Annotated in this window: 17 protein-coding genes and 3 pseudogenes; 3 read left to right on the top strand and 17 right to left on the bottom strand. The window is 39.4% G+C overall.

Going from position 1 to position 18,870, the window contains the following annotated elements; translation table 11 throughout:
• Nucleotides 1-602: 602 nt before the first annotated feature.
• From RCG21_RS00005 to RCG21_RS00070, 14 genes and pseudogenes are all read right to left on the bottom strand, one after another.
• On the bottom strand, nucleotides 603-728 hold the full coding sequence (locus RCG21_RS00005) for a hypothetical protein (RefSeq protein WP_308912635.1): 126 nt from the start codon (nucleotides 726-728) through the stop codon (nucleotides 603-605).
• A 96-nt stretch (nucleotides 729-824) separates the two neighbouring features.
• Entirely contained in the window at nucleotides 825-971 is a 147-nt protein-coding gene (locus tag RCG21_RS00010; protein WP_308912636.1) for a hypothetical protein, read from the bottom strand.
• A gap of 338 nt (nucleotides 972-1,309) precedes the next feature.
• Nucleotides 1,310-2,054: pseudogene (locus tag RCG21_RS00015) on the bottom strand (amino acid ABC transporter ATP-binding protein).
• A gap of 20 nt (nucleotides 2,055-2,074) precedes the next feature.
• Nucleotides 2,075-2,759 (bottom strand): annotated as a pseudogene (locus RCG21_RS00020) (amino acid ABC transporter permease).
• Nucleotides 2,760-2,770: 11 nt separating this feature from the next.
• Nucleotides 2,771-3,589, bottom strand: a complete 819-nt coding sequence (locus tag RCG21_RS00025) for an amino acid ABC transporter substrate-binding protein (protein WP_308912637.1) — start codon at nucleotides 3,587-3,589, stop codon at nucleotides 2,771-2,773.
• A 377-nt stretch (nucleotides 3,590-3,966) separates the two neighbouring features.
• Nucleotides 3,967-4,308: a thioredoxin family protein gene (locus tag RCG21_RS00030; protein ID WP_026573868.1), complete on the bottom strand. Its 342-nt coding sequence runs from the start codon at nucleotides 4,306-4,308 to the stop codon at nucleotides 3,967-3,969.
• A gap of 13 nt (nucleotides 4,309-4,321) precedes the next feature.
• Nucleotides 4,322-5,287 (bottom strand): thioredoxin-disulfide reductase, encoded by a 966-nt coding sequence (gene trxB / locus RCG21_RS00035; protein ID WP_133333193.1) that lies wholly within the window; start codon nucleotides 5,285-5,287, stop codon nucleotides 4,322-4,324.
• Between the two features lie 229 nt (nucleotides 5,288-5,516).
• Nucleotides 5,517-6,989, bottom strand: coding sequence for a Na+/H+ antiporter NhaC (gene nhaC / locus RCG21_RS00040; RefSeq protein WP_133333192.1), 1,473 nt, complete (start codon nucleotides 6,987-6,989; stop codon nucleotides 5,517-5,519).
• A gap of 21 nt (nucleotides 6,990-7,010) precedes the next feature.
• Nucleotides 7,011-8,192 carry a MalY/PatB family protein gene (locus tag RCG21_RS00045; protein ID WP_133333191.1) on the bottom strand — a complete coding sequence of 394 codons (1,182 nt, stop codon included), beginning with the start codon at nucleotides 8,190-8,192 and terminating at the stop codon, nucleotides 7,011-7,013.
• Nucleotides 8,193-8,316: 124 nt separating this feature from the next.
• Nucleotides 8,317-9,297 carry a 1-aminocyclopropane-1-carboxylate deaminase/D-cysteine desulfhydrase gene (locus RCG21_RS00050; RefSeq protein WP_208025318.1) on the bottom strand — a complete coding sequence of 327 codons (981 nt, stop codon included), beginning with the start codon at nucleotides 9,295-9,297 and terminating at the stop codon, nucleotides 8,317-8,319.
• A gap of 17 nt (nucleotides 9,298-9,314) precedes the next feature.
• Nucleotides 9,315-10,487: a trans-sulfuration enzyme family protein gene (locus tag RCG21_RS00055; RefSeq protein WP_308912638.1), complete on the bottom strand. Its 1,173-nt coding sequence runs from the start codon at nucleotides 10,485-10,487 to the stop codon at nucleotides 9,315-9,317.
• 243 nt (nucleotides 10,488-10,730) lie between these two features.
• Nucleotides 10,731-12,179: a sigma-54 interaction domain-containing protein gene (locus tag RCG21_RS00060; RefSeq protein WP_133333188.1), complete on the bottom strand. Its 1,449-nt coding sequence runs from the start codon at nucleotides 12,177-12,179 to the stop codon at nucleotides 10,731-10,733.
• A 253-nt stretch (nucleotides 12,180-12,432) separates the two neighbouring features.
• The gene (locus tag RCG21_RS00065) at nucleotides 12,433-13,590 is read right to left on the bottom strand and encodes a trans-sulfuration enzyme family protein (RefSeq protein ID WP_133333187.1); all 1,158 of its coding nucleotides are present in this window, start codon (nucleotides 13,588-13,590) and stop codon (nucleotides 12,433-12,435) included.
• Between the two features lie 307 nt (nucleotides 13,591-13,897).
• Complete coding sequence (locus RCG21_RS00070; RefSeq protein ID WP_133333186.1) at nucleotides 13,898-14,083, bottom strand: aspartyl-phosphate phosphatase Spo0E family protein; 186 nt, start codon at nucleotides 14,081-14,083, stop codon at nucleotides 13,898-13,900.
• Nucleotides 14,084-14,383: 300 nt separating this feature from the next.
• Between RCG21_RS00070 and RCG21_RS00075 the strand changes: the two genes are divergently transcribed.
• A complete protein-coding gene (locus tag RCG21_RS00075) occupies nucleotides 14,384-14,533 on the top strand; it encodes a DUF2922 domain-containing protein (protein WP_235824719.1) in 150 nt (49 codons plus the stop codon).
• Between the two features lie 241 nt (nucleotides 14,534-14,774).
• On the opposite strand, the gene RCG21_RS00080 is transcribed toward RCG21_RS00075, so the two are convergent.
• From RCG21_RS00080 to RCG21_RS00090, 3 genes are all read right to left on the bottom strand, one after another.
• Complete coding sequence (locus RCG21_RS00080; protein WP_308912639.1) at nucleotides 14,775-14,999, bottom strand: hypothetical protein; 225 nt, start codon at nucleotides 14,997-14,999, stop codon at nucleotides 14,775-14,777.
• Between the two features lie 241 nt (nucleotides 15,000-15,240).
• A complete protein-coding gene (locus tag RCG21_RS00085) occupies nucleotides 15,241-15,948 on the bottom strand; it encodes a DNA alkylation repair protein (RefSeq protein WP_308914225.1) in 708 nt (235 codons plus the stop codon).
• 143 nt (nucleotides 15,949-16,091) lie between these two features.
• Nucleotides 16,092-16,358, bottom strand: coding sequence for an aspartyl-phosphate phosphatase Spo0E family protein (locus RCG21_RS00090; RefSeq protein ID WP_133333184.1), 267 nt, complete (start codon nucleotides 16,356-16,358; stop codon nucleotides 16,092-16,094).
• Between the two features lie 514 nt (nucleotides 16,359-16,872).
• Here RCG21_RS00090 and phoD point away from each other — a divergent pair.
• Nucleotides 16,873-18,617: pseudogene (gene phoD, locus RCG21_RS00095) on the top strand (alkaline phosphatase PhoD).
• Nucleotides 18,618-18,644: 27 nt separating this feature from the next.
• Nucleotides 18,645-18,851 carry a sec-independent protein translocase protein TatAD gene (gene tatAD / locus RCG21_RS00100; RefSeq protein ID WP_133333182.1) on the top strand — a complete coding sequence of 69 codons (207 nt, stop codon included), beginning with the start codon at nucleotides 18,645-18,647 and terminating at the stop codon, nucleotides 18,849-18,851.
• Nucleotides 18,852-18,870: the final 19 nt, after the last annotated feature.

Genomic DNA, 18,870 nt, shown 5'->3' on the forward strand with positions numbered 1-18,870 from the left:
TAGCCGTTGTACTTTTGCATACCCGTCTTTTGGTTCATTAGACATAATAAGTTCTGGACAAGAACCGGCGCTTGTTTTCGAATAGCGGCGCCAGTTTTTGATGTTGGCAAATTGGTACAGTCTCCAATTCCAAAGAGATCTCCATATTTTTTATGGTGCAATGTATACGGATTACATCCACCCAGCCAGTCTGCTTGGTGATGGATTTTTCCACCAAATCAGTGCACTGATCTGGCGGACAAACACCAATCATGTCATAGGAAACCGTTACCAATTCATCAGTCGAAAGGTTTTTAAAAAACAGCCTTTTTTTGCTGTGCATCCATTTCCACTAAATTGTGCTGATAATGTGTTTCAATTTCTTTTCTTTCAATTACTTTGTTCAACGTACTGCATATTTTTTTACGCCAAAAATACTGCCCGCTCCTGAGAAAAAGTGGATCGCGAATTCTGAGTGAACCCCTGATTTGCGAAAGTAATCATCCGCCAGGTACATAATTTTTTGCGGTGCACCGCCAACATTACTGGTGTATTCGGATTTGTAAAGATGGCATTACCGCCGCTGAAATCGCGAATATTTTCCCAAATATGTATCGACATAATCAAAAGAGTAAGTTACTGCAGACGCCATTCTTGCCAATGCTTTCTTTTAAACCTTTCACCTTGGTCCAGTCAATTTGAATACCTGCTGCAACCACTAAATAGTCATAATCCAATTTGTTGCCCATATGATGTTACGATCCATTGTTCATTTGGAAAACATCTTCAACCGCTTCTTTATCCAAACAATACCATCTGGAATTAAGTAGACTGTTCTCTTTCTGTTACCTTTTTATCAACAACCCCTGCCACCAACCAGTGTCCATAGCGGCTGGAAATAATGTTTTTTCAGCAGGGTCAATAATGGCAATTTCCCCATAAAGAGCCCTTGATTCTTTTATAGACTCGTGCTGCCACAGTAATACCGGCACTTCCTGCTGCCTACAATCACAACTTTGTAGTCTGTCCTATCATTGATATAAACCCTCCTCTAGTCACCTAAGTCTTCTCCACATATTTAAAGTCATTCTTTTTTAATTTCCTCCCCCTCCCCCTTTTTGTTTTTTTATCTTGTAAGTGTCGTGCCAAAAATAAAACCATTGGTAATTGAGCTTTCTGCCACCCAAAAAACCAGTAATTTATCATTTCCGATATGAAAATAGTGTAAATCTACTGTTTCGTACTGTTTTTAGATTCCCAAATTTGAAAATACTTTCTTAATTATTCAAAAAAAAGATTGCAAATGAGATTTGCAATCTTTAGGCCTTTCCTATGAACAAAGTTTATTTAAAAATTGTAATGTCCGTTCATGCCCTGTATGTTCAAAAATTTGTTGAGGTGTTCCTTCTTCAACGATCACACCTTTATCAATGAATACGACTTTATCCGCCGCTTCACGTGCGAAATTCATTTCATGTGTCACGACAACCATCGTCATTCCTTCTTTAGCAAGTTCTTTCATGACCTTTAGAACCTCTCCTACTAACTCAGGATCTAACGCGGAAGTAGGTTCATCAAAAAGGAGGACTTCAGGCTCCATTGCCATCGCCCGGGCAATTCCTACCCGTTGTTGTTGTCCACCGGAAAGCTGGGATGGATAGTGGTTCGCCCGTTCCGATAATCCTACCTTTTTTCAGCAATTTAAGAGCCTTCGTACGAGAGGTTTCCTTGTCTTGTTTACGAACGTAAACTAAACCTTCCATAACATTTTCTAGTGCCGTCATATGAGGAAACAAATTGTACCCTTGGAAAACCATACCTGTTTGTTGACGGAACTTAATCACTCGATCTTTTGGAACTTGTTTTTTCTCCTGAAAATCCAAAGAAAACTTTCCAAGCGTAATGGTCCCTTTTGTAGGCGCTTCCAATAAATTCAGACAACGTAACAAGGTTGTTTTCCCTGAACCCGATGGCCCAATAATACAGACTGTATTGCCTTCCTCAATTTTAAGATCGATTCCCTTTAAAACCTCTGTTTGTCCAAATTGCTTATGCAGGTTCTTTATCTCAATCACGCGGATATCCCCCTATCAAATTAACCCGTCACATAACGATCAAACCGTTTTTCCATCCGTCCTTGAGCGTTAGAAAGAACTGTACTGAAAATCAAATAAATAAATCCTGCTAGACAATAGAGTACCAATGGTTCATAGGTTGTTGCGGTAATTTGCTGGGCCACTCTAAACATTTCCGTCACCGTAATGGTAGCGGCCAAAGATGTATCCTTTACCAAACTAATAAAACTGTTTGCCAAAGGCGGAACAGACACCCTTGTTGCCTGCGGGAGAATAATTCTTTTTTAATGCCTGCGGGTAGCTCATCCCAATGGAGTAACCTGCCTCCCATTGACCTTTGGGAATGGAAAGGATAGCTGCGCGAATAATCTCTGAGTTATAGGCGCCCATATTAATGGTAAAACCGATTATTGCGGATGGCAGCGGACCAATGGTAACCCCTATACTTGGAAGACCATAAAAAATAACAAACAGCTGAACAAGCAGCGGTGTTCCCCTAATCACCCATACATAAAATCGTGCAGCAGCATCCAGAGGTTTAATTCCAGAGATTCGAGCCAGTGCAGTAAGCAGAGCAAGAATCAGTCCCAGAAAAAAAGAAAGGAGTGTCAACGGCACGGTAAAAGCAACCCCGGCTTTTAACATCGGAAAAAATGAGTTGACAACGATGTCAATAATTCGGTCCATTCTTTCTTGATCCAACATTCGAACACTCCTTATTTGGAAACATCGGTTTCAAAGTATTTTTTTGAGATGCTTAAATACATCCCATCTTTCTTCATATCAGCGAGTGCTTTATTGATAGCATCGACCAATTCTATATTCCCTTTTCTTAACATAATTCCCATTTTTGTTGGTTCATCAAGTTCGGCTGCAACTTTAAGCGGCGCATTAGGCTGTTGCTTTTTGAAATCAAGATAAGACAACCCATCATTAATCGTCGCATCCACACGTTTTGAAATTAATAAATCAATAGCTTGATTAAATCCTTCAACACCGACGATTTCAGCACCATTGGAAGCTGCCATGTCTTTAAACATACTAGTTAGTGACTCGGCTGACTTTTTCCCCTTCAAATCTTTGAACGTTTTAATCGTGTTATTGTCTTTGCTGACAATTAAGTAAGGTTTTGACACATTCGTTGGATCAGAAAAATCATATTTTTCCTGCCGGTCAGGACGAATACCTACTTGACATGCAATAATATCGAAGCGCTTCGAATCAAGTCCCGCAAAAATTCCGTCCCACGGGGTTTCAACAAATTCAGCTTTCACACCAAGTCTTTTTGCTACTTCTTCAGCGATTTCGATATCAAAACCAGTCAATTTCCCCGATGCATCATGGTAACTAAACGGTGCATATGTTCCTTCTGTACCAATTTTAATCGTCCCATCTGCTTTTATTTTTTCCAGTAGTTTCTTACTTTCTGCCGCCTGATCAGGTTTGGCTGATGTTTCTTTTTGAGTGTTCCCGCATGCCGTTAATACAAGTGCTACGAATACTGAAAAAGCAAATATAAATAAACTCTTTTTCATAAAACTCCCCCCTGTATTTATAAAAAATGGATGATTTGCGGTTTATTAGTTTCATTTTTCAGTATCATTTAAATATTCTGTTAATTTATCCCGTTTCAATATCTACTTTTTTCAAATGAACTCCACCTCCTCCTATTCAATTACTTTTTATGCAAAAGTTGTGCCATAATAAAATCCTTGTTAATTCAACATTCCTGCTAAAAAAAAAGATGCATCATTATCATTTCTGCAATAATTCTAGTGAAAACCTACTGTTCAGTACTATTCTCCTATTCCCAAATTCGAAAAATATTTTTCAATTATTCAAAAATATTCCTTTTAAAGCCAATAAATATAGAGCAATATCTCCATATTTATTGGCCCCTGGCAAGGATTTTCTATCCTAGTTTTCCACTTGCCTCAACAATTTGATTAAGAAACTGTTCAACCTCTTCCTGACTTTTTCCAAGTTTACTTACAAAGCGGTCCAGTTCCTTCCCTTCTTGAAAAGCAATAAAGCTTGGGATTCCGTACACGTCTAGTTTCTCTAAAACTTCTGGAAAATGTTCTCGGTTTACTGCAATCATGTCTACCTTTTCTTTATACGATTCTTCTAAAATGGGCATAAATAAATCGGTATGCTGGCAGTCTGGGCAATATTCGGCATAGAATTTGGCCATAACTGGTTTTGTTGATAAAATTGCCTCTTCAAACTCTTGTTTCGTTTTAATCTCTTTCATTTTTAAATCCTCCCTATATTTGGTTTTCCATGATAGATTGATTGTTTTCACTACATAATTCACTTGCATCAAGGTATTTTTCGCAATCCAGTGCAGCCATACAACCGCTTCCTGCAGCGGTAATGGCTTGGCGGTATTTATGATCTTGAACATCCCCACAGGCGAATACACCTGGAATATTGGTTTCGGTGGTACCAGGATTCACCACGATATATCCCATATCGTCCGTTTTGATTTGATTGTCTAAAAATGCTGTGTTCGGTTTATGGCCGATGGTAACGAAAATACCATCCGTTTCCAGGATTTCCTCTTTTCCTGTTTCGCTGTTTCTTACTTTCAAGCCAGTAACGTGTCGATCCCCTGCAATTACTTCTTCAGGAATGGAATTTAAGCTCCACGTAATTTTGGGATTCTTTTTGGCACGGTCTTGCATAATTTGGGAAGCGCGAAGCTCCTTTCTGCGATGGACAATGCGAACCTCCGAAGCAAACTTCGTTAAAAAATTGGCCTCTTCCATAGCTGAATCCCCGCCGCCGACAACGATAATTTTCTTTCCTCTAAAGAAAAATCCATCGCATGTTGCACAGGTGCTTACCCCACGGCCAATATTTTCTCTTTCCCCCGGAATTTCCAAAAGTTTTGCAGAAGCTCCCGTTGAAATGATTAATGATTGCGTTTTTAGCTCCCCTATTCCTTCCACCGTTAAGGTAAAAGGGTTGTTTGAAAAATCGACCTTTTTAACCCAACCTCTTTTAAACTTTGCTCCAAAATGCTCAGCTTGCTTTCGCATGTTCTGCATCAACTCTCGTCCTAGAACCCCTTCAGGAAAACCAGGAAAATTCTCGACATCTGTTGTCAATGTCAATTGCCCCCCTGGTTCTGGCCCTTCAATGACTAAAGGACTTATGTTAGCACGTGCTAAATAGATTGCAGCGGTTAACCCAGCAGGTCCAGTCCCTAGAATAATAGCTTTATACATCTCATTCCCCCCTTTCTCTTAGTCATGAAGATTAACTTGCAATATTCGTGCCAATTTTAAATTCCTTGCAAAATCACTATTTCCCCAGCTTCTGATAGGTTACTTATTCCTATTTCCTATCATGTTTGAAAAAAATTTTTTTAAAACTAAGAAAACATGAACCAGGTCAACTTACCAATTAAAAAAGGGCGATTCCGATTAGGAATCGCCTACATTAAAACCTATTCAGTTAGATCGCTTTAGTTACTGTTTCAACATCCTCGAGCTTCTCAGGCTTTAACTTCTTTATTGCAAATCCAGTGGCACCGTAGAGTAAATCGAATAATGGGACAAAGAAAGCTAAAAAGACATATGGGAAATAAGCATATGGCGATACACCCAGCATCTGCGAACAATAGATGGCGTTGGAATTCCATGGAATAACCGGTGCACCCATCGTTCCAACATCCTCGATATTACGCGAAAGATTTTCTGGCGCCAAATGATTATTTTTAAAGACATTTCTCATAAGCGAACCCGCTACAATCGCAGTTAATAACATCGATGAGCCAATCATATTTGTGATTAAGGCAATTAACATAGTCACTAAAGTTATTTTAAAAGTAGAACCGTGTGTACGTTTAACTAAAGGCTCTACTAAAGCACTGAGAATGCCTGATTGTTCTAACATGCCGGTTACACACATGGCTAAAAGGACAACAAGGAATGAGCTCATTAAACTGTAGAGCCCGCCTCTGCTTAGGATGGGGTCAACTAACGTACTGCCGCTTTTAAACACAAATCCATTGGTCATGATATCAAACACTTTTGTTAAATTATACCCCTGAGTAAAAACAGCGACAGCCATGCCGCTAAACACTCCCATTAATAGCGAGATAATAGATGGAATGCCCTTTATAAGCATCACTAGTACAACCAGAAGAGGAATCAATGAAATCCAGGATAAATGGAAATGCTTTGATATTACACCAGTGATTTGTTGAATCTCCTGCATATTCGCTCCACTTTTTCCATACTTTAAACCTAAAATGATAAAGATAATTGCTGTTAGAATATACGCCGGGACAGTTGACCATAACATATGTTTTACGTGTGACATTACTTTAGAGCCGGCAACGGTAGCTGCTAAAATGGTACTATCAGACAATGGTGACAACTTATCTCCAAAGAAGGAACCACAAATAATGGCACCTGCTGTCATTGCTTGGGGAACTCCAAGTGCATTACCAACTGTCATTAAGGCCAAACCCGCTGTACCCAAAGTCCCCCATGAAGTTCCGGTTGCAAGAGATGTTGCTGATGTTAGGAGCAAAGCCGTGATTAAAAAGTATTGCGGTGAAATTAATTCTAAGCCCCAATACATAACATAAGGGATTGTACCAGAAGCCATCCAGGTAGCAATCATGACGCCGACTACTAAAATAATCGTATTCGGCTCAAAAGATTGCTTTCCCATTTCCCAAGCCATATTTTGAACCTCATTATATTTGTATCCCAGTTTCATAACTAGCAGGCTCACAACAATCCATAACAACAAAAACATTAATTCCAGAGATGCACCAAAACCAAGTGTTCCTGTAAGCAGCAGGCCGAAAAAGATTAAGACAGAAACCACTGCATATTTAAATGACACCGGAAATTTATAAGATTTATCATCCCACGAAACAGTTGCATTTCCCTGCTTTTCAGGTTTGTTCCCCATACGCAAAACCTCACAATTCAATTAGTTTTTTTTAAAACCATATTTATCATAGTTTAGCTTAATCTGTTTCAATGCGCGCTCTAGTAAAGCCCTTGTGCAAGCAATATTTACTCTTACAAAGTTACCACTATCTTTTCCGTATGAACTCCCATCATTGACTCTAACCCCTGCGTCTGTAAAAAATTCATCCAATTCCGTACTGGTGAGGCCCAGCCCCTCACAGTCAATCCATAACAAATAGGAACAATCAGGATACTGAACTTTTAACTTTGGTAAATGTTTATGGATATAGTTAATCGAAAAATCAATGTTGCTTCGTAAATAAGCATTTAATTCATCCACATAATAATCGCATTTATTATAAGCCGTAATTAAAGCCTCAACTCCTAAATAGTTATAATCAAAGTGGTATTTTGTGTAAATATCATCAAATGCTTTTTTCATTTTTTTATTTTTTATAATCACATATGCACTGAAGAAAGAGGCTAAATTAAAGGTTTTACTTGGAGAGTTCATTACCACCACATTTTGATCTTCTTCCTCACAAATCTCTAAAAAGGAGTGAAAAGGCAAACTTTTGTGAATCATATCGCTATGAATTTCGTCACTTATAATCATTACGTTATTCTCACGGCATAAATCATACATTCTCTGCATTTCCGCTTTTGTCCATACCCGCCCGATTGGATTGGCTGGATTACATACAAGAAGTATTTTCACATCTGGTAGCTTTAGTTTAGCTTCTAAATCTTCAAAATCAATCTGATAACTTCCGTTGTAGTAAGTTAATGGATTGTCGACTGCAACTCTATTAAAATTCTCTATTACCCTTTTAAAGGTTGCATAGACAGGAGGCTGTATCACTACTTTGTCTCCCGGATTGGTATAGGCATCTAAAAACATCCATAACGCCCCTGTCATTAATCCAGGCGCATAACTAATATCGTCTGCCCTAATATCAATTTTATGATGGCGGCCATACCACCCTTTGATCGCATCATTAAATCGATCATGCGGAAAATATCCATAACCAAATACGCCAAAATCCACCTTTTCCCTTACAGACTCTAAAACTTCACATGGTGCCTTGTAATCGGTATCAGCAATGCCCAGTGGAATCAATTGGCCGCATTTTCCTTCATTGTCCCATTTATCGGAATCCGTACCAATTCGATTAATCGTTTCATCAAAGTTGTGAATCATGCTTACCCCCCATTTTTCTAAAAAATTACTGCGAATGCGTTTACATTTTCGCAGCCAATATATCAAATGAAACTTTTTAAAAGTCTTCCGGACACACCCCGAGATGTGTCCAAAGAACAGACAATTAAATAGCTCCATATAACATTTTAATCTTCTCGTCCGTCCAGCCAAAAATCCCACCGGTATGAATAAACAGTATGTTTTGGCTTCCCTGAAGTTTTCCATCTTTAAGTTCGTTGTATAAACCATACATCGACTTCCCGGTATATACCGGATCAAGGATAATCCCTTCTTCTTGTGCGAATTTCTCTATGAATCTCAGTTCATCCAATTGGCTCTTACCGTAACCTAAACCTATATAGCGATCAATAATGTTGATTTCCTCAGCCGAAAAACGGAGATGATGGTCTCTATATTGATCCATATCTTCTAAAATGTGTAATAGATCATGAACGGCTTGTTCCCTCTGATTTAAGACACTCATGCCAATAATGGTTTTATTTTGATTACTTTCTTTATTTCCATATAACAAACCGGCATAAGTACCGCCCGACCCATTCGTAACCACAATCGTGTCGAACACGATTCCTAATTCCTGTTCTTGAAGGAGTATTTCATAATAGGCTTCTACATACCCTAGAGCACCAATGCCGTTTGAGCCTCCCATCGGAATGACATAGGGGTTGTGCCCGGAGGCAATCAATTCTTTTGTCAATTTTGCAATCATGGGTGTTAAATCTTGATACTCATCCTCAGTTGCCACCTTAATGGTTGCACCAACTAATTTAGTAAGAAATAGATTCCCTTCCGTTCTATTTACTTCACTTTCTTTTAAAATCAACAAGGATTTCATCTGATATTTAGCCGCCAACACCGCAGTTGCCCTCGCGTGGTTCGATTGGATCCCGCCACAGGTAATTAAATAATCACATTTTCTGTTTTTTGCATCGGCTAATAAATATTCCAGCTTTCTAATTTTGTTTCCCGATGATCCCATTCCCGTCTGGTCATCGCGCTTGATAAAAACTGATTTGTTTAAGTGTTTATTGAAAAAGTCCACTTTTTCAACCTTTGTGGGTACATTGGCGATCTCTATTTTCTCCATTAAGTATTTTCCAATCATTATAGTATTTTTTTCTGTAAGACATCGGCTGTTTTTACATGATCCAAGGCTTTAAATAAATCATTTAGAAGATCATTTTTATCTTCAATGCCGCAGCTCAGCCGAACTAGCCCGTCTGTCACCCCTAATTCAAGCCTCTCTTTTTCAGGAATTACGGCATGGGACATCGTGAAAGGATAAGATAATATCGATTCAACACCGCCTAAGCTAACGGCCACTATAGGTATGCTTACATGGGCAAAAAAGTCCTTCACATTTTCATAGCTTCCTAAATCAAATGTTAAAACAGCTCCACCGCTGCCTGCTTGGGAAAAATGAATCTCCCGTCCATTGTGATATTCAAGACTCGGATAATAAACAGCCTTCACCTTGCTATGTTTTAGAAGCTCACCCGCTATAAATGCCGCATTTTCAACTTCCTTTTCCATACGGATTTTCAGGGTCTTGATTCCTCTTAAAATTAACCAACAATCATATGGGGGGAGCATACTGCCCAGCATTTTTTGCGTTTTGAATAACGTTTCCGCAATCTCTTGATCATTGGTCACAACCAATCCAGCGGTTACATCACTATGGCCATTGATAAATTTTGTCGCACTATGGATGACGATATCCACTCCCAATTTAATCGGATTTTGGAAAATGGGTGTCATAAACGTATTGTCGATGATGGTCAGCAAGTTGTATTTCTTTGCTAAATTAACAACACCTCTAATATCGGTAACCGTTAATAGGGGATTAGAGGGTGTCTCAATATAAATTCCTTTTGTATTTTGCTTGATTGCTTTCTTCCAGGCGTTAAGATCCGTCTCATCCACGAAAGTGTATTCAATTCCGTATCTCGGAAACATCTCGGTTACGAGCTGATAGGCTCCCCCGTATATATCTTTACAAAGGATTACGTGATCCCCCTGTGAGAAATTTAGCAATACCGCAGAAATTGCCGCCATACCGGAAGCAAAGGCATATCCATATTTAGCAAACTCCAAACAGGCAACCGTTTCCTCCAATGCTTTCCTTGTTGGGTTGCCAAAACGCGTGTAGGTAAACTCTTGTGATTGCGCAAATTTAGCTTGATGAAAGGTAGATGATTGATAGATCGGTACGGATGAGCTTCCGGTATGCTGATCAATCAACGGACCACCGTGAATTAATTTTGTATCCAGTTCCATTTTGTTCACTCCTTTTGATTAATAATTATGCAAGAGTTGTGCCATAATAAAATCCTTGTTAATTCAACATTCCTGCTTGCAAAAAGGAGATGAAATTATCATTTCCGCGATGATTATAGCGAAACATGACCATTCAGTACTGCTCTTCTATTCCCAAATTTGAAAAATATTTTATTAATTATTCAAAAATATTTTTCCTTAAAGTAAAAAGATTGCAAATGAAATTGCAATCTCAGGGAAAAGTTAGAAAACTTTTAGATGATATCGTTCTAGCTTACGATAAAGTGTCGATAAACTAATTTTCAATTCATCGGCTACTTTTTCTTTGTCATTTCGGCCATGACCACTCATAAAGAAACTTTGAATAATGGACTTTTCATATTCGGCAACCATCTCATCTAAGCTTAACCCTCCTGTCTGAATAGGTGCCTTAATCTGGTACAAATAATCCGGAAGATCTTGAAAACCAATTACATCCGATTCCGCCATATTCACCATATACTCCACAATATTTTCTAACTGCCGAATATTCCCTGGCCAATCATATTGGATTAGCCATTTTTCTAACTGTGGGTCCACCGTCATGTACGGACGGTTTAAGATTGAACAATACTTACAAATGAAGTATTGGAGGAAGAAGGGAATGTCTTCCCTCCTCTCCTTCAATGACTTTGTATTTAGCGGAATCACATTGATTCGATAATATAAATCCTCACGGAAGGTACCATTTTGAACCATCTCTTCTAAATTGCGGTGTGTTGCCGTTATCACACGAATATTGACAGGAAGCGATTTGTTTCCTCCTACTCTTTCAACCTCTCGTTCCTGTAATACCCTAAGAAGTTTGGGCTGCAGGGAAAGAGGTAGATCCCCTATTTCATCAAGAAAGATGGTTCCATGATTCGCCAGCTCAAACTTCCCTGCTTTTCCTTCCCGGTTTGCCCCTGTAAAAGCCCCGCCCGAATAGCCAAACAATTCACTTTCTAGTAAACTCTCCGGTATAGCGGCACAATTAACCGCAATAAAAGGGTTGTTTTTCCGATTCCCTTCATAATGAATCGCCTTTGCCAATACCTCTTTCCCCGTTCCCGTTGCCCCTCTAATTAAAACGTTTGCCGTGCTGTTTACAATCCGCCTGGCTTTACGGATTACCTCTTTCATATCCTCGTTTTTGCTGACAAAGTTATCAAAGGTAATGATTTTATTTGTATTTAATGTCTCTTCGTATAAATTGCATTGTGATGCGAATCTTTCATTCTGCGATATTAACTGGGATTCTACTACAAGACTTAGATGTTGGAGGAATCCCTTAAGTGATTCAGCATTTTCAATCATCTTTTCTTTTTGTTCCATTGAAAAGCCCATGAGTCCTATGGCTCCTAATGTCTCACTTCCCTTGACAATCGGAAAACCAATGGTTGCTGTCTCTTTGCATTCCTTAAAAAATTTACAGCTCATACAATGGGATTCATTTTTAATAACATCATAGGTCATATCGGGTCTGCCGGTCTTCATTACAGCACGCAACAAGGAGCCATCAGGTGCAGGTTTGCCAATTTGATGTTGATAGCTTCCTGTACCGCTAACCCGATATCCGTTTCGGTCAAGGATGGTGATATCAAAACCAAGTACCGCTGTTAGGTTTTCCGAAAATAGTTGAATGAATTCCCGATTTTGAGTGATACCTCTCACGTTTTCTACCTCCCGTATGCTCCAGTGCTTTTAAATTTTTCCACGTACTATTTCTATATGCAATTTTCAAGCCAACAATAAATTTCCGAAAAACTATGTAAAAAAAAGCAAAACATCATTGTTTTGCCAATTTTCTATTTTTCTATTATACTAAATTTCTCAATTATGAAAATACATTCTCTCAAGGTTGATAAAATTTCAGATATTTACCTACCAAAGACCTTACTGAGGAGCAATTCCTTTTGCCGTACTGTTATTCTAATGCTGTTTCAAGATCGTTCCATATATCCTCTACATCCTCAATTCCAACTGAAAAACGAACGAGTCCATCATCGAGACCTGCTTTTTCTCTTTCTTCTTTTGGGATGATGGCATGTGTCATCGAAGCTGGATGTTGAATTAATGTACCTACATCACCTAGGGAAACGGCTAAAGTACTCAGTTTTACTGAATTCATAAGTTTAACCCCTGTTTCGTATCCCCCCTTCAAGACAAAAGAAATCATTGCTCCGGGACCTTTCATTTGTTTCTCCATGATCTGTTGATCTTCAAAGCTTGCAAGTCCGGGAAAATATACCTTCTCTATCGCCTCATGTTTTTCCAGACGTTCAGCCAAAATCTGTGCATTTTCTTGAGAGCGGTCCATGCGAATATGCAAGGTACGTATCCCCTGACAGAGAAGCCAGGCATCCATAGGGGACAAATTTGCTCCCATCGTCTTCTGCACTTCTTTCCTCATCGGATCAATGATTTCCTTACTGGAAATGACGAGTCCGCCAATAAGATATCCATGACCAGACAAATATTTTGTTGCACTGTGGATGACAATATCAATGCCGCATAAAATAGGATTTTGTAAGTATGGAGACAAAAATGTATTATCAACAACCGTCAAGATTCCCTTTTGCTTAGCAAGCCCCGCTACACTCTTCATATCTACCAAGGAAAGCGTAGGATTGGAAGGGGTTTCAAAGTAGATTACTTTCGTTCTATCTGTTATGTGTGGTTCAATCTCTTCCCCTGTCTTAAAGGGGACAAATGTTACATCAATTCCAAATTTCTTTACCGTTTTAGATAGAAATGCGTGCGTCGCCCCATACAACGCTGTGTGTGCAACAACATGATCCCCTGCTTGCAAAACACCCAAAAGGCAGCCAGTTATGGCAGCCATTCCAGATGAGAAAGCCAAACACCCTTCACCAAATTCCAATTCTGCTACCTTCTCCTCCAGTTCTCTTACATTTGGATTTCCCAGGCGTGAATACATAAATCCTGGATCCGCTCCCGCGAAGCGTTGTGCTCCTACCTCTGCATTATCAAAAACAAATGTGGAAGTCATATAAACAGGGGAGATGTGTGAGCCATGCCCTGGATCTTTGTTTACTTTTACTAGTTTTGATGTATAGTTCATGAGTATTTTCGCCTCCTAATTTTTGTAACCTGAAATGTTGCAGTTTTTATTTCTTCCTATTCGGTGTATACAAGTCTTTATATGCAAAAGTTATGCCAATTCTGTAAACCTTATAAAATCTGCAGTTTTCATTTTAAAATTTTCAAGTTATTTTCATTTTTGCCAAGGTTCACTGCAAAACATTGTAATGATCGAACCTACCAATTTTGCAATATCGAGAATACTTTCCTATAATTGGAGGGATTCTAAATATTATTCTAGCTTCTAAGTATTTCGTATGCCCGAAACACCCGTTCCACTAGCCCGATTAGGAGAGGCGCTTAATTCTCCGTGCTAATCCTGGATATCTAATTTTCATCATTTTGTTAATTAATATATCTAAATCTTGACTATATTTAATGGTTCTTGGATCAGACAGGCCATATATTGATCCTGACTTTTCCATTTCTATTTTTAGATATTTGTATTCTTCCACATATTTCATAAGTTCCATTTTTTATTCCTCCTTAAAGCAATCAGTGATATCAGTCTCCTTTGCTAATGTATATATATTTTGCAATTCCCATGCCAATCTTTAATTCTCTGTTAAGTGACTGTTCTTCAAAGATTGTATTAAGCTAGTCAGTCTCATTTCCTTTCATAATTGAGAAAAGTGTTTTCTAGATTGAGAAAAACTTTATTAGTCTAGTAAGCATTAATTTTAAGGATAGGAGGTGAGTCAATTGGCTAAATCATTGGAATTACAATTCGTAACGGCCACCGGTAAAATTGCCCGTATTGTGTTGATAATCCAATGGAACCGATTGACGAAGCGGTTGTGAATCAATCGATGGATGAAATCGTAAGCTCAGGGGCTTTCTATACAGGAAGCGGCGACCTTGTTTCGACAAAGGGAGCAAGAATCGTGGAACGCAATGGAACAGATTATGAGCTTGTTTCGTAAGGAGGGAGGCCGGGTTCTTTGTGAGAAACCGGCCTCTTTTAGTAATTTGTTTCTATTTATCCTTAAAATATCCTTATTTTTAGCTGGATATACAGTTGTAAATCCACAGGGACGGTTCTACTTGCCTTTTTCGGGCTAAAAAAGCCTCCAGAACCGTCCCCGTGGTTCCCCACCCCGTACAAAAAAACTGACCCAAATGGGTTGTCATTCAACGCCCGCTTGGGTCACCTTCATGTAGAAATTAAAACCAACAAAATGGAAATATTGGCCAGCAAAATGGAATGAAACATGCTCCCCAAAATCCATATCCATACCCTTCATTTTTATAAGAAGGATTGAATTCAACAATTTCTAATCCATCCTGTCTTACTTCTACGACTCTCCCTACTGCCCATTCTCCGTTTTCTTTCTTAAAACGAACCAATTCACCCTCTAAGTGACGGGCGTTTTCATAATTTAATTGCATGTAAGTCCCTCCTTTCAAAAGTGGACTTACTATAAGGTATGATAGATATGACTTCTTGCTAGGGCAAACGTCATAAGTTTGTCTGAAATGCTAGAAATTCTTATCACTAGAGTTAGATAAATGATACAACGGAGTAAGAACTCTTCTATGTATACTAGAATCAGATGTTAAACACTTGAAAAAAGCCACAGGGACGGTTCTCATGGCCCAAAAAAGCTGCAAGAACCGTCCCCATGGTCACTTAACACCTAACATATTTACGTTTGAAGCCAAGCCGCCCTCGGTCTAGATCCTTTTGAATATTTTCGGAAGCATGCAGAATACTGCTTTTTTTCTTGTCACGCTTGATTTCGACTGGACCCACTGCCTTTGCAGCTTCAACCGCCTTATCATGGAGCGGCAAATAGGATATCCCGACGGTGTACATAAAATTATTCATCGCCGATTTCGTCCGGTCTGGAGCATCTTGAATCGTATTTTTCACCAGATCAAGCATTCCGGCAAGCTTGCTTGCACTAAACTCACTGTCCGGGCGATTACCCAAAAGCCAGCAGTAACAACTCCAGCCTGCCGACATTTTAAGCTCCTCCCCGCTGGCAATCCATTTATCGGCAACAGCTTGCGCAATATCGGTTTCAGCCAACGTTACGGCAACAACATAATCAGACAGCATATAAAAATACGCCGCTCCAATCCAACGCTCAAAATCCTCCTCCGTCATGGCCATGGGATCCGCAATGATGCCGGCAAAATACATGGCATCGTAGTTTCCGGTGGCGTAAAGCTCCTCTGCCAAAGGCTGATCTTTCTTGATTTTCTTCGCAATCGGCTTCATTGCACCTGTAGCCACACCAAAAAGCGGCTCATGTGCACCATTGCTTATGTACGTCTTTTTCATTCGTTCCTTGCCAAGCGCCTCTAGTTCTTGCATAACCGTTTCGAAATTCATCATTTTACACTTCCTTCCTTTATCATCATACCCACTTCTATAGGGATGTTCTCATGGTCATTATGCAAAAAACAATAAGGAATAGAGAAAAAAAGAGTGACATTTTTAGCCACTCCCTATCAAAATGAAATATAATTTTCATATTATAGTATAGAAAAAATAGAACTGTAACCTATACGTACAGACTTAAAAAGTGTTTTTTGTATAAACAGTAAAAATTCATGGTATACATCCATTGGATTGGTTTGTTTTGTTTCAATTAATACTAAATGATTATAATCATTTAGCAGCTGGTCGAGCTCTTGGCTACACTTGATTGTTTCTTGACACACCAATCCTTTATCCATTCCTACCTTAATCATCTCTTCTCTTTTCTTGCTTATAGCAAACTCCAAATCTGCCAGTTTCATTATGGACTCACACCTCGAAAAATTATTATAACTGTGCATATCTGCTAATCATATGAGGCAACTTGGACACTAAAATCATTATATCATTTTCCGACTTTTAAAAAATCAATTCGATAAAACAAGATAAAAACAGACAAAAACAGACACTATCCCAATAACAAATCAATATAGTTGAGACCGGCCATATCGTGAAGCCGGTCTCTTTTAATAGAATAATGAAGGGAAGGACCTATAAATGGGAATTCTACAGGGACGGTTCTCAATTACTTCCCATTTATTAAGCTTTTATTAATAAATGATTAAGAAATATAAGCCATAGGAACTAGTAAACTTCCTCTCTTCTCCATCACCAGGAGAAGAGTTCGTTAGTTGTAAAAATCTTAGTCAAAAAATAAACGGGCCTTTACTCCCTCTTTTCTAACTACAGCAATTTACAATTCTTAACATCCAGTTAAAACTAGCAAACTATAATAGGATTTATTGAAAACGATATAGGGAAAAGAGGGGTAATTTCATGAATAACGAAAGAGCACTGGATGAATGGATCAAAAACTGGAGCGAGGAAAGCCTGAGCAAAAATTTGGACCGACGCAGCTTTTTACAAGGCGCCACTAAGATTGCAGGACTATCATTAGGACTCGCTCTCGCCCAGTCAGTTGGAGGATTGAATGTTGAAGCTGCTCCAATGTTTAGTGATTATCCTTTTACCCTTGGTGTTGCATCCGGTGACCCGCTATCTGATGGAGTCGTATTATGGACAAGACTTGCACCAGACCCGTTAAACGGAGGCGGAATGCCCGACACCGAATTCGAGGTAAAATGGGAAATGGCACAAGACGAGCATTTCCGCCACATCGTCCAAAAAGGAACGGAGATTGCCTCCCCTCAACTCGGACATACCGTCCATGTTGAAGTAAGCGGGTTAAAAGCCAATCATCTTTACTATTACCGTTTCAAAAGCGGAAACGAAATCAGTTCAGTAGGAAGAACAAAAACACTGCCAAAGGCAGGTTCTAATGTCTCCAATCTAAAATTTGCCTTTGTATCCTGTCAGCAATATGAACATGGTTACTATACCGCTTATCAGCATCTGGCGAAAGAAGATCTCGATGTGGTATTTCACCTTGGGGATTACATCTATGAATACGGAGCAAACGAATATGTTGCAGCGAACGGAAACGTCCGGACGCATATTGGTCAAGAAATTATCACTCTTCAAGATTATCGAAATCGTTACGCCCAGTATCGCAGTGATGCAAACCTAAAAGCTGCCCATGCCGCCTTCCCTTGGATTGTAACCTGGGATGATCATGAAGTGGAAAATAACTATGCAAATGTCATTCCAGAAAAGGGACAATCTGTTGAGGAGTTTATCAAACGACGTGCAGCTGCGTATCAAGCCTATTATGAAAACATGCCGCTGCGCAAATCCACCATGCTTGGCGGTAACATGCAATTATATCGCAGCTTCCAATATGGGAATTTGGCCAATTTCTTTGTCCTCGATACCCGCCAATACCGGGATGACCAGGCAAATGGAGATAAAAGCAGTCCGCAGACAGCTGAGTCTCTTGATCCAAACCGTACTTTAATGGGCATGGAACAAGAAAAATGGCTTCTCGACAACCTGGAACACTCAAAATCGGTATGGAATGTGATGGCACAGCAAATCTTCTTTGCACAGCGGAATTACGGCACCGCTGCTTCACCAAAATTCAGTATGGATGCCTGGGATGGTTATCCGGCTGCACGCCAGCACCTGCTAGATTTTGCAAAAAACAGAAACATCGACAACTTAATCATTTTAAGTGGAGATGTTCATGCAAACTGGGCTTCCAACCTATTGACCAATTTTGATGATCCGAACTCGAAGATCATTGGAGCTGAATTTGTTGGAACTTCGATTACCCTGGTGGTGATGGATCGGATAAACGAGCCGATACGGATAAAATCTTGGGCCTCAATCCGCATATTCAATTTTTCAATGATTTTCGAGGGTATGTACGCTGTAAGGTAACACCGGAGAAATGGCAAGCAGATTACCGCGTGGTTCCATACGTATCTTCCCAGGGGGCAGACATTACGACTAGAGCTTCCTTCGTCTTTGAAAAAGACCAAAACGGACTGAAGGAAGTATCAAAAGCAGCTGTTCCACACGGCAAGCGGCGATCGAATGAAGTAGAGGAAGATCGTGATCGTGCCCATACACGCGCACATGAAAAACAAGTAGAGAAACAGCGTGGAAAAATCCTACATTAATTCAAAATCGAAAGGCAGTGATTAAGCATGTTATCCAATATTGGAATCCCCGGTTTAATTATCGTTCTCGTGATCGCATTAATTATTTTTGGCCCCTCTAAATTACCGGATATCGGCCGGGCGTTTGGGCGTACATTAACTGAATTTAAAAGTGCCTCCAAGGGACTCATTTCAGATGAAGAAAAAGAGGATGAAAAAAAGCCTGTCCTGACGGCTGTAGAGAAAAAGGGATAATCGATTTTAAAAAAAGTGG

The organism is Bacillus salipaludis, from assembly GCF_030938565.1.
Classification (GTDB): domain Bacteria; phylum Bacillota; class Bacilli; order Bacillales; family Cytobacillaceae; genus Neobacillus; species Neobacillus salipaludis_A.

Bases quoted from the DNA above. Each gene is read 5' to 3' on its own strand.
- RCG21_RS00005 (WP_308912635.1), bottom strand. From the start codon at position 728: ATGGGCAACAAATTGGATTATGACTATTTAGTGGTTGCAGCAGGTATT.
- RCG21_RS00025 (WP_308912637.1), bottom strand. From the start codon at position 3,589: ATGAAAAAGAGTTTATTTATATTTGCTTTTTCAGTATTCGTAGCACTT.
- RCG21_RS00030 (WP_026573868.1), bottom strand. From the start codon at position 4,308: ATGAAAGAGATTAAAACGAAACAAGAGTTTGAAGAGGCAATTTTATCA.
- trxB (WP_133333193.1), bottom strand. From the start codon at position 5,287: ATGTATAAAGCTATTATTCTAGGGACTGGACCTGCTGGGTTAACCGCT.
- nhaC (WP_133333192.1), bottom strand. From the start codon at position 6,989: ATGGGGAACAAACCTGAAAAGCAGGGAAATGCAACTGTTTCGTGGGAT.
- RCG21_RS00045 (WP_133333191.1), bottom strand. From the start codon at position 8,192: ATGATTCACAACTTTGATGAAACGATTAATCGAATTGGTACGGATTCC.
- RCG21_RS00050 (WP_208025318.1), bottom strand. From the start codon at position 9,297: ATGGAGAAAATAGAGATCGCCAATGTACCCACAAAGGTTGAAAAAGTG.
- RCG21_RS00055 (WP_308912638.1), bottom strand. From the start codon at position 10,487: ATGGAACTGGATACAAAATTAATTCACGGTGGTCCGTTGATTGATCAG.
- RCG21_RS00065 (WP_133333187.1), bottom strand. From the start codon at position 13,590: ATGAACTATACATCAAAACTAGTAAAAGTAAACAAAGATCCAGGGCAT.
- RCG21_RS00070 (WP_133333186.1), bottom strand. From the start codon at position 14,083: ATGGAACTTATGAAATATGTGGAAGAATACAAATATCTAAAAATAGAA.
- RCG21_RS00075 (WP_235824719.1), top strand. From the start codon at position 14,384: ATGGAACCGATTGACGAAGCGGTTGTGAATCAATCGATGGATGAAATC.
- RCG21_RS00080 (WP_308912639.1), bottom strand. From the start codon at position 14,999: ATGCAATTAAATTATGAAAACGCCCGTCACTTAGAGGGTGAATTGGTT.
- RCG21_RS00085 (WP_308914225.1), bottom strand. From the start codon at position 15,948: ATGAATTTCGAAACGGTTATGCAAGAACTAGAGGCGCTTGGCAAGGAA.
- RCG21_RS00090 (WP_133333184.1), bottom strand. From the start codon at position 16,358: ATGAAACTGGCAGATTTGGAGTTTGCTATAAGCAAGAAAAGAGAAGAG.
- tatAD (WP_133333182.1), top strand. From the start codon at position 18,645: ATGTTATCCAATATTGGAATCCCCGGTTTAATTATCGTTCTCGTGATC.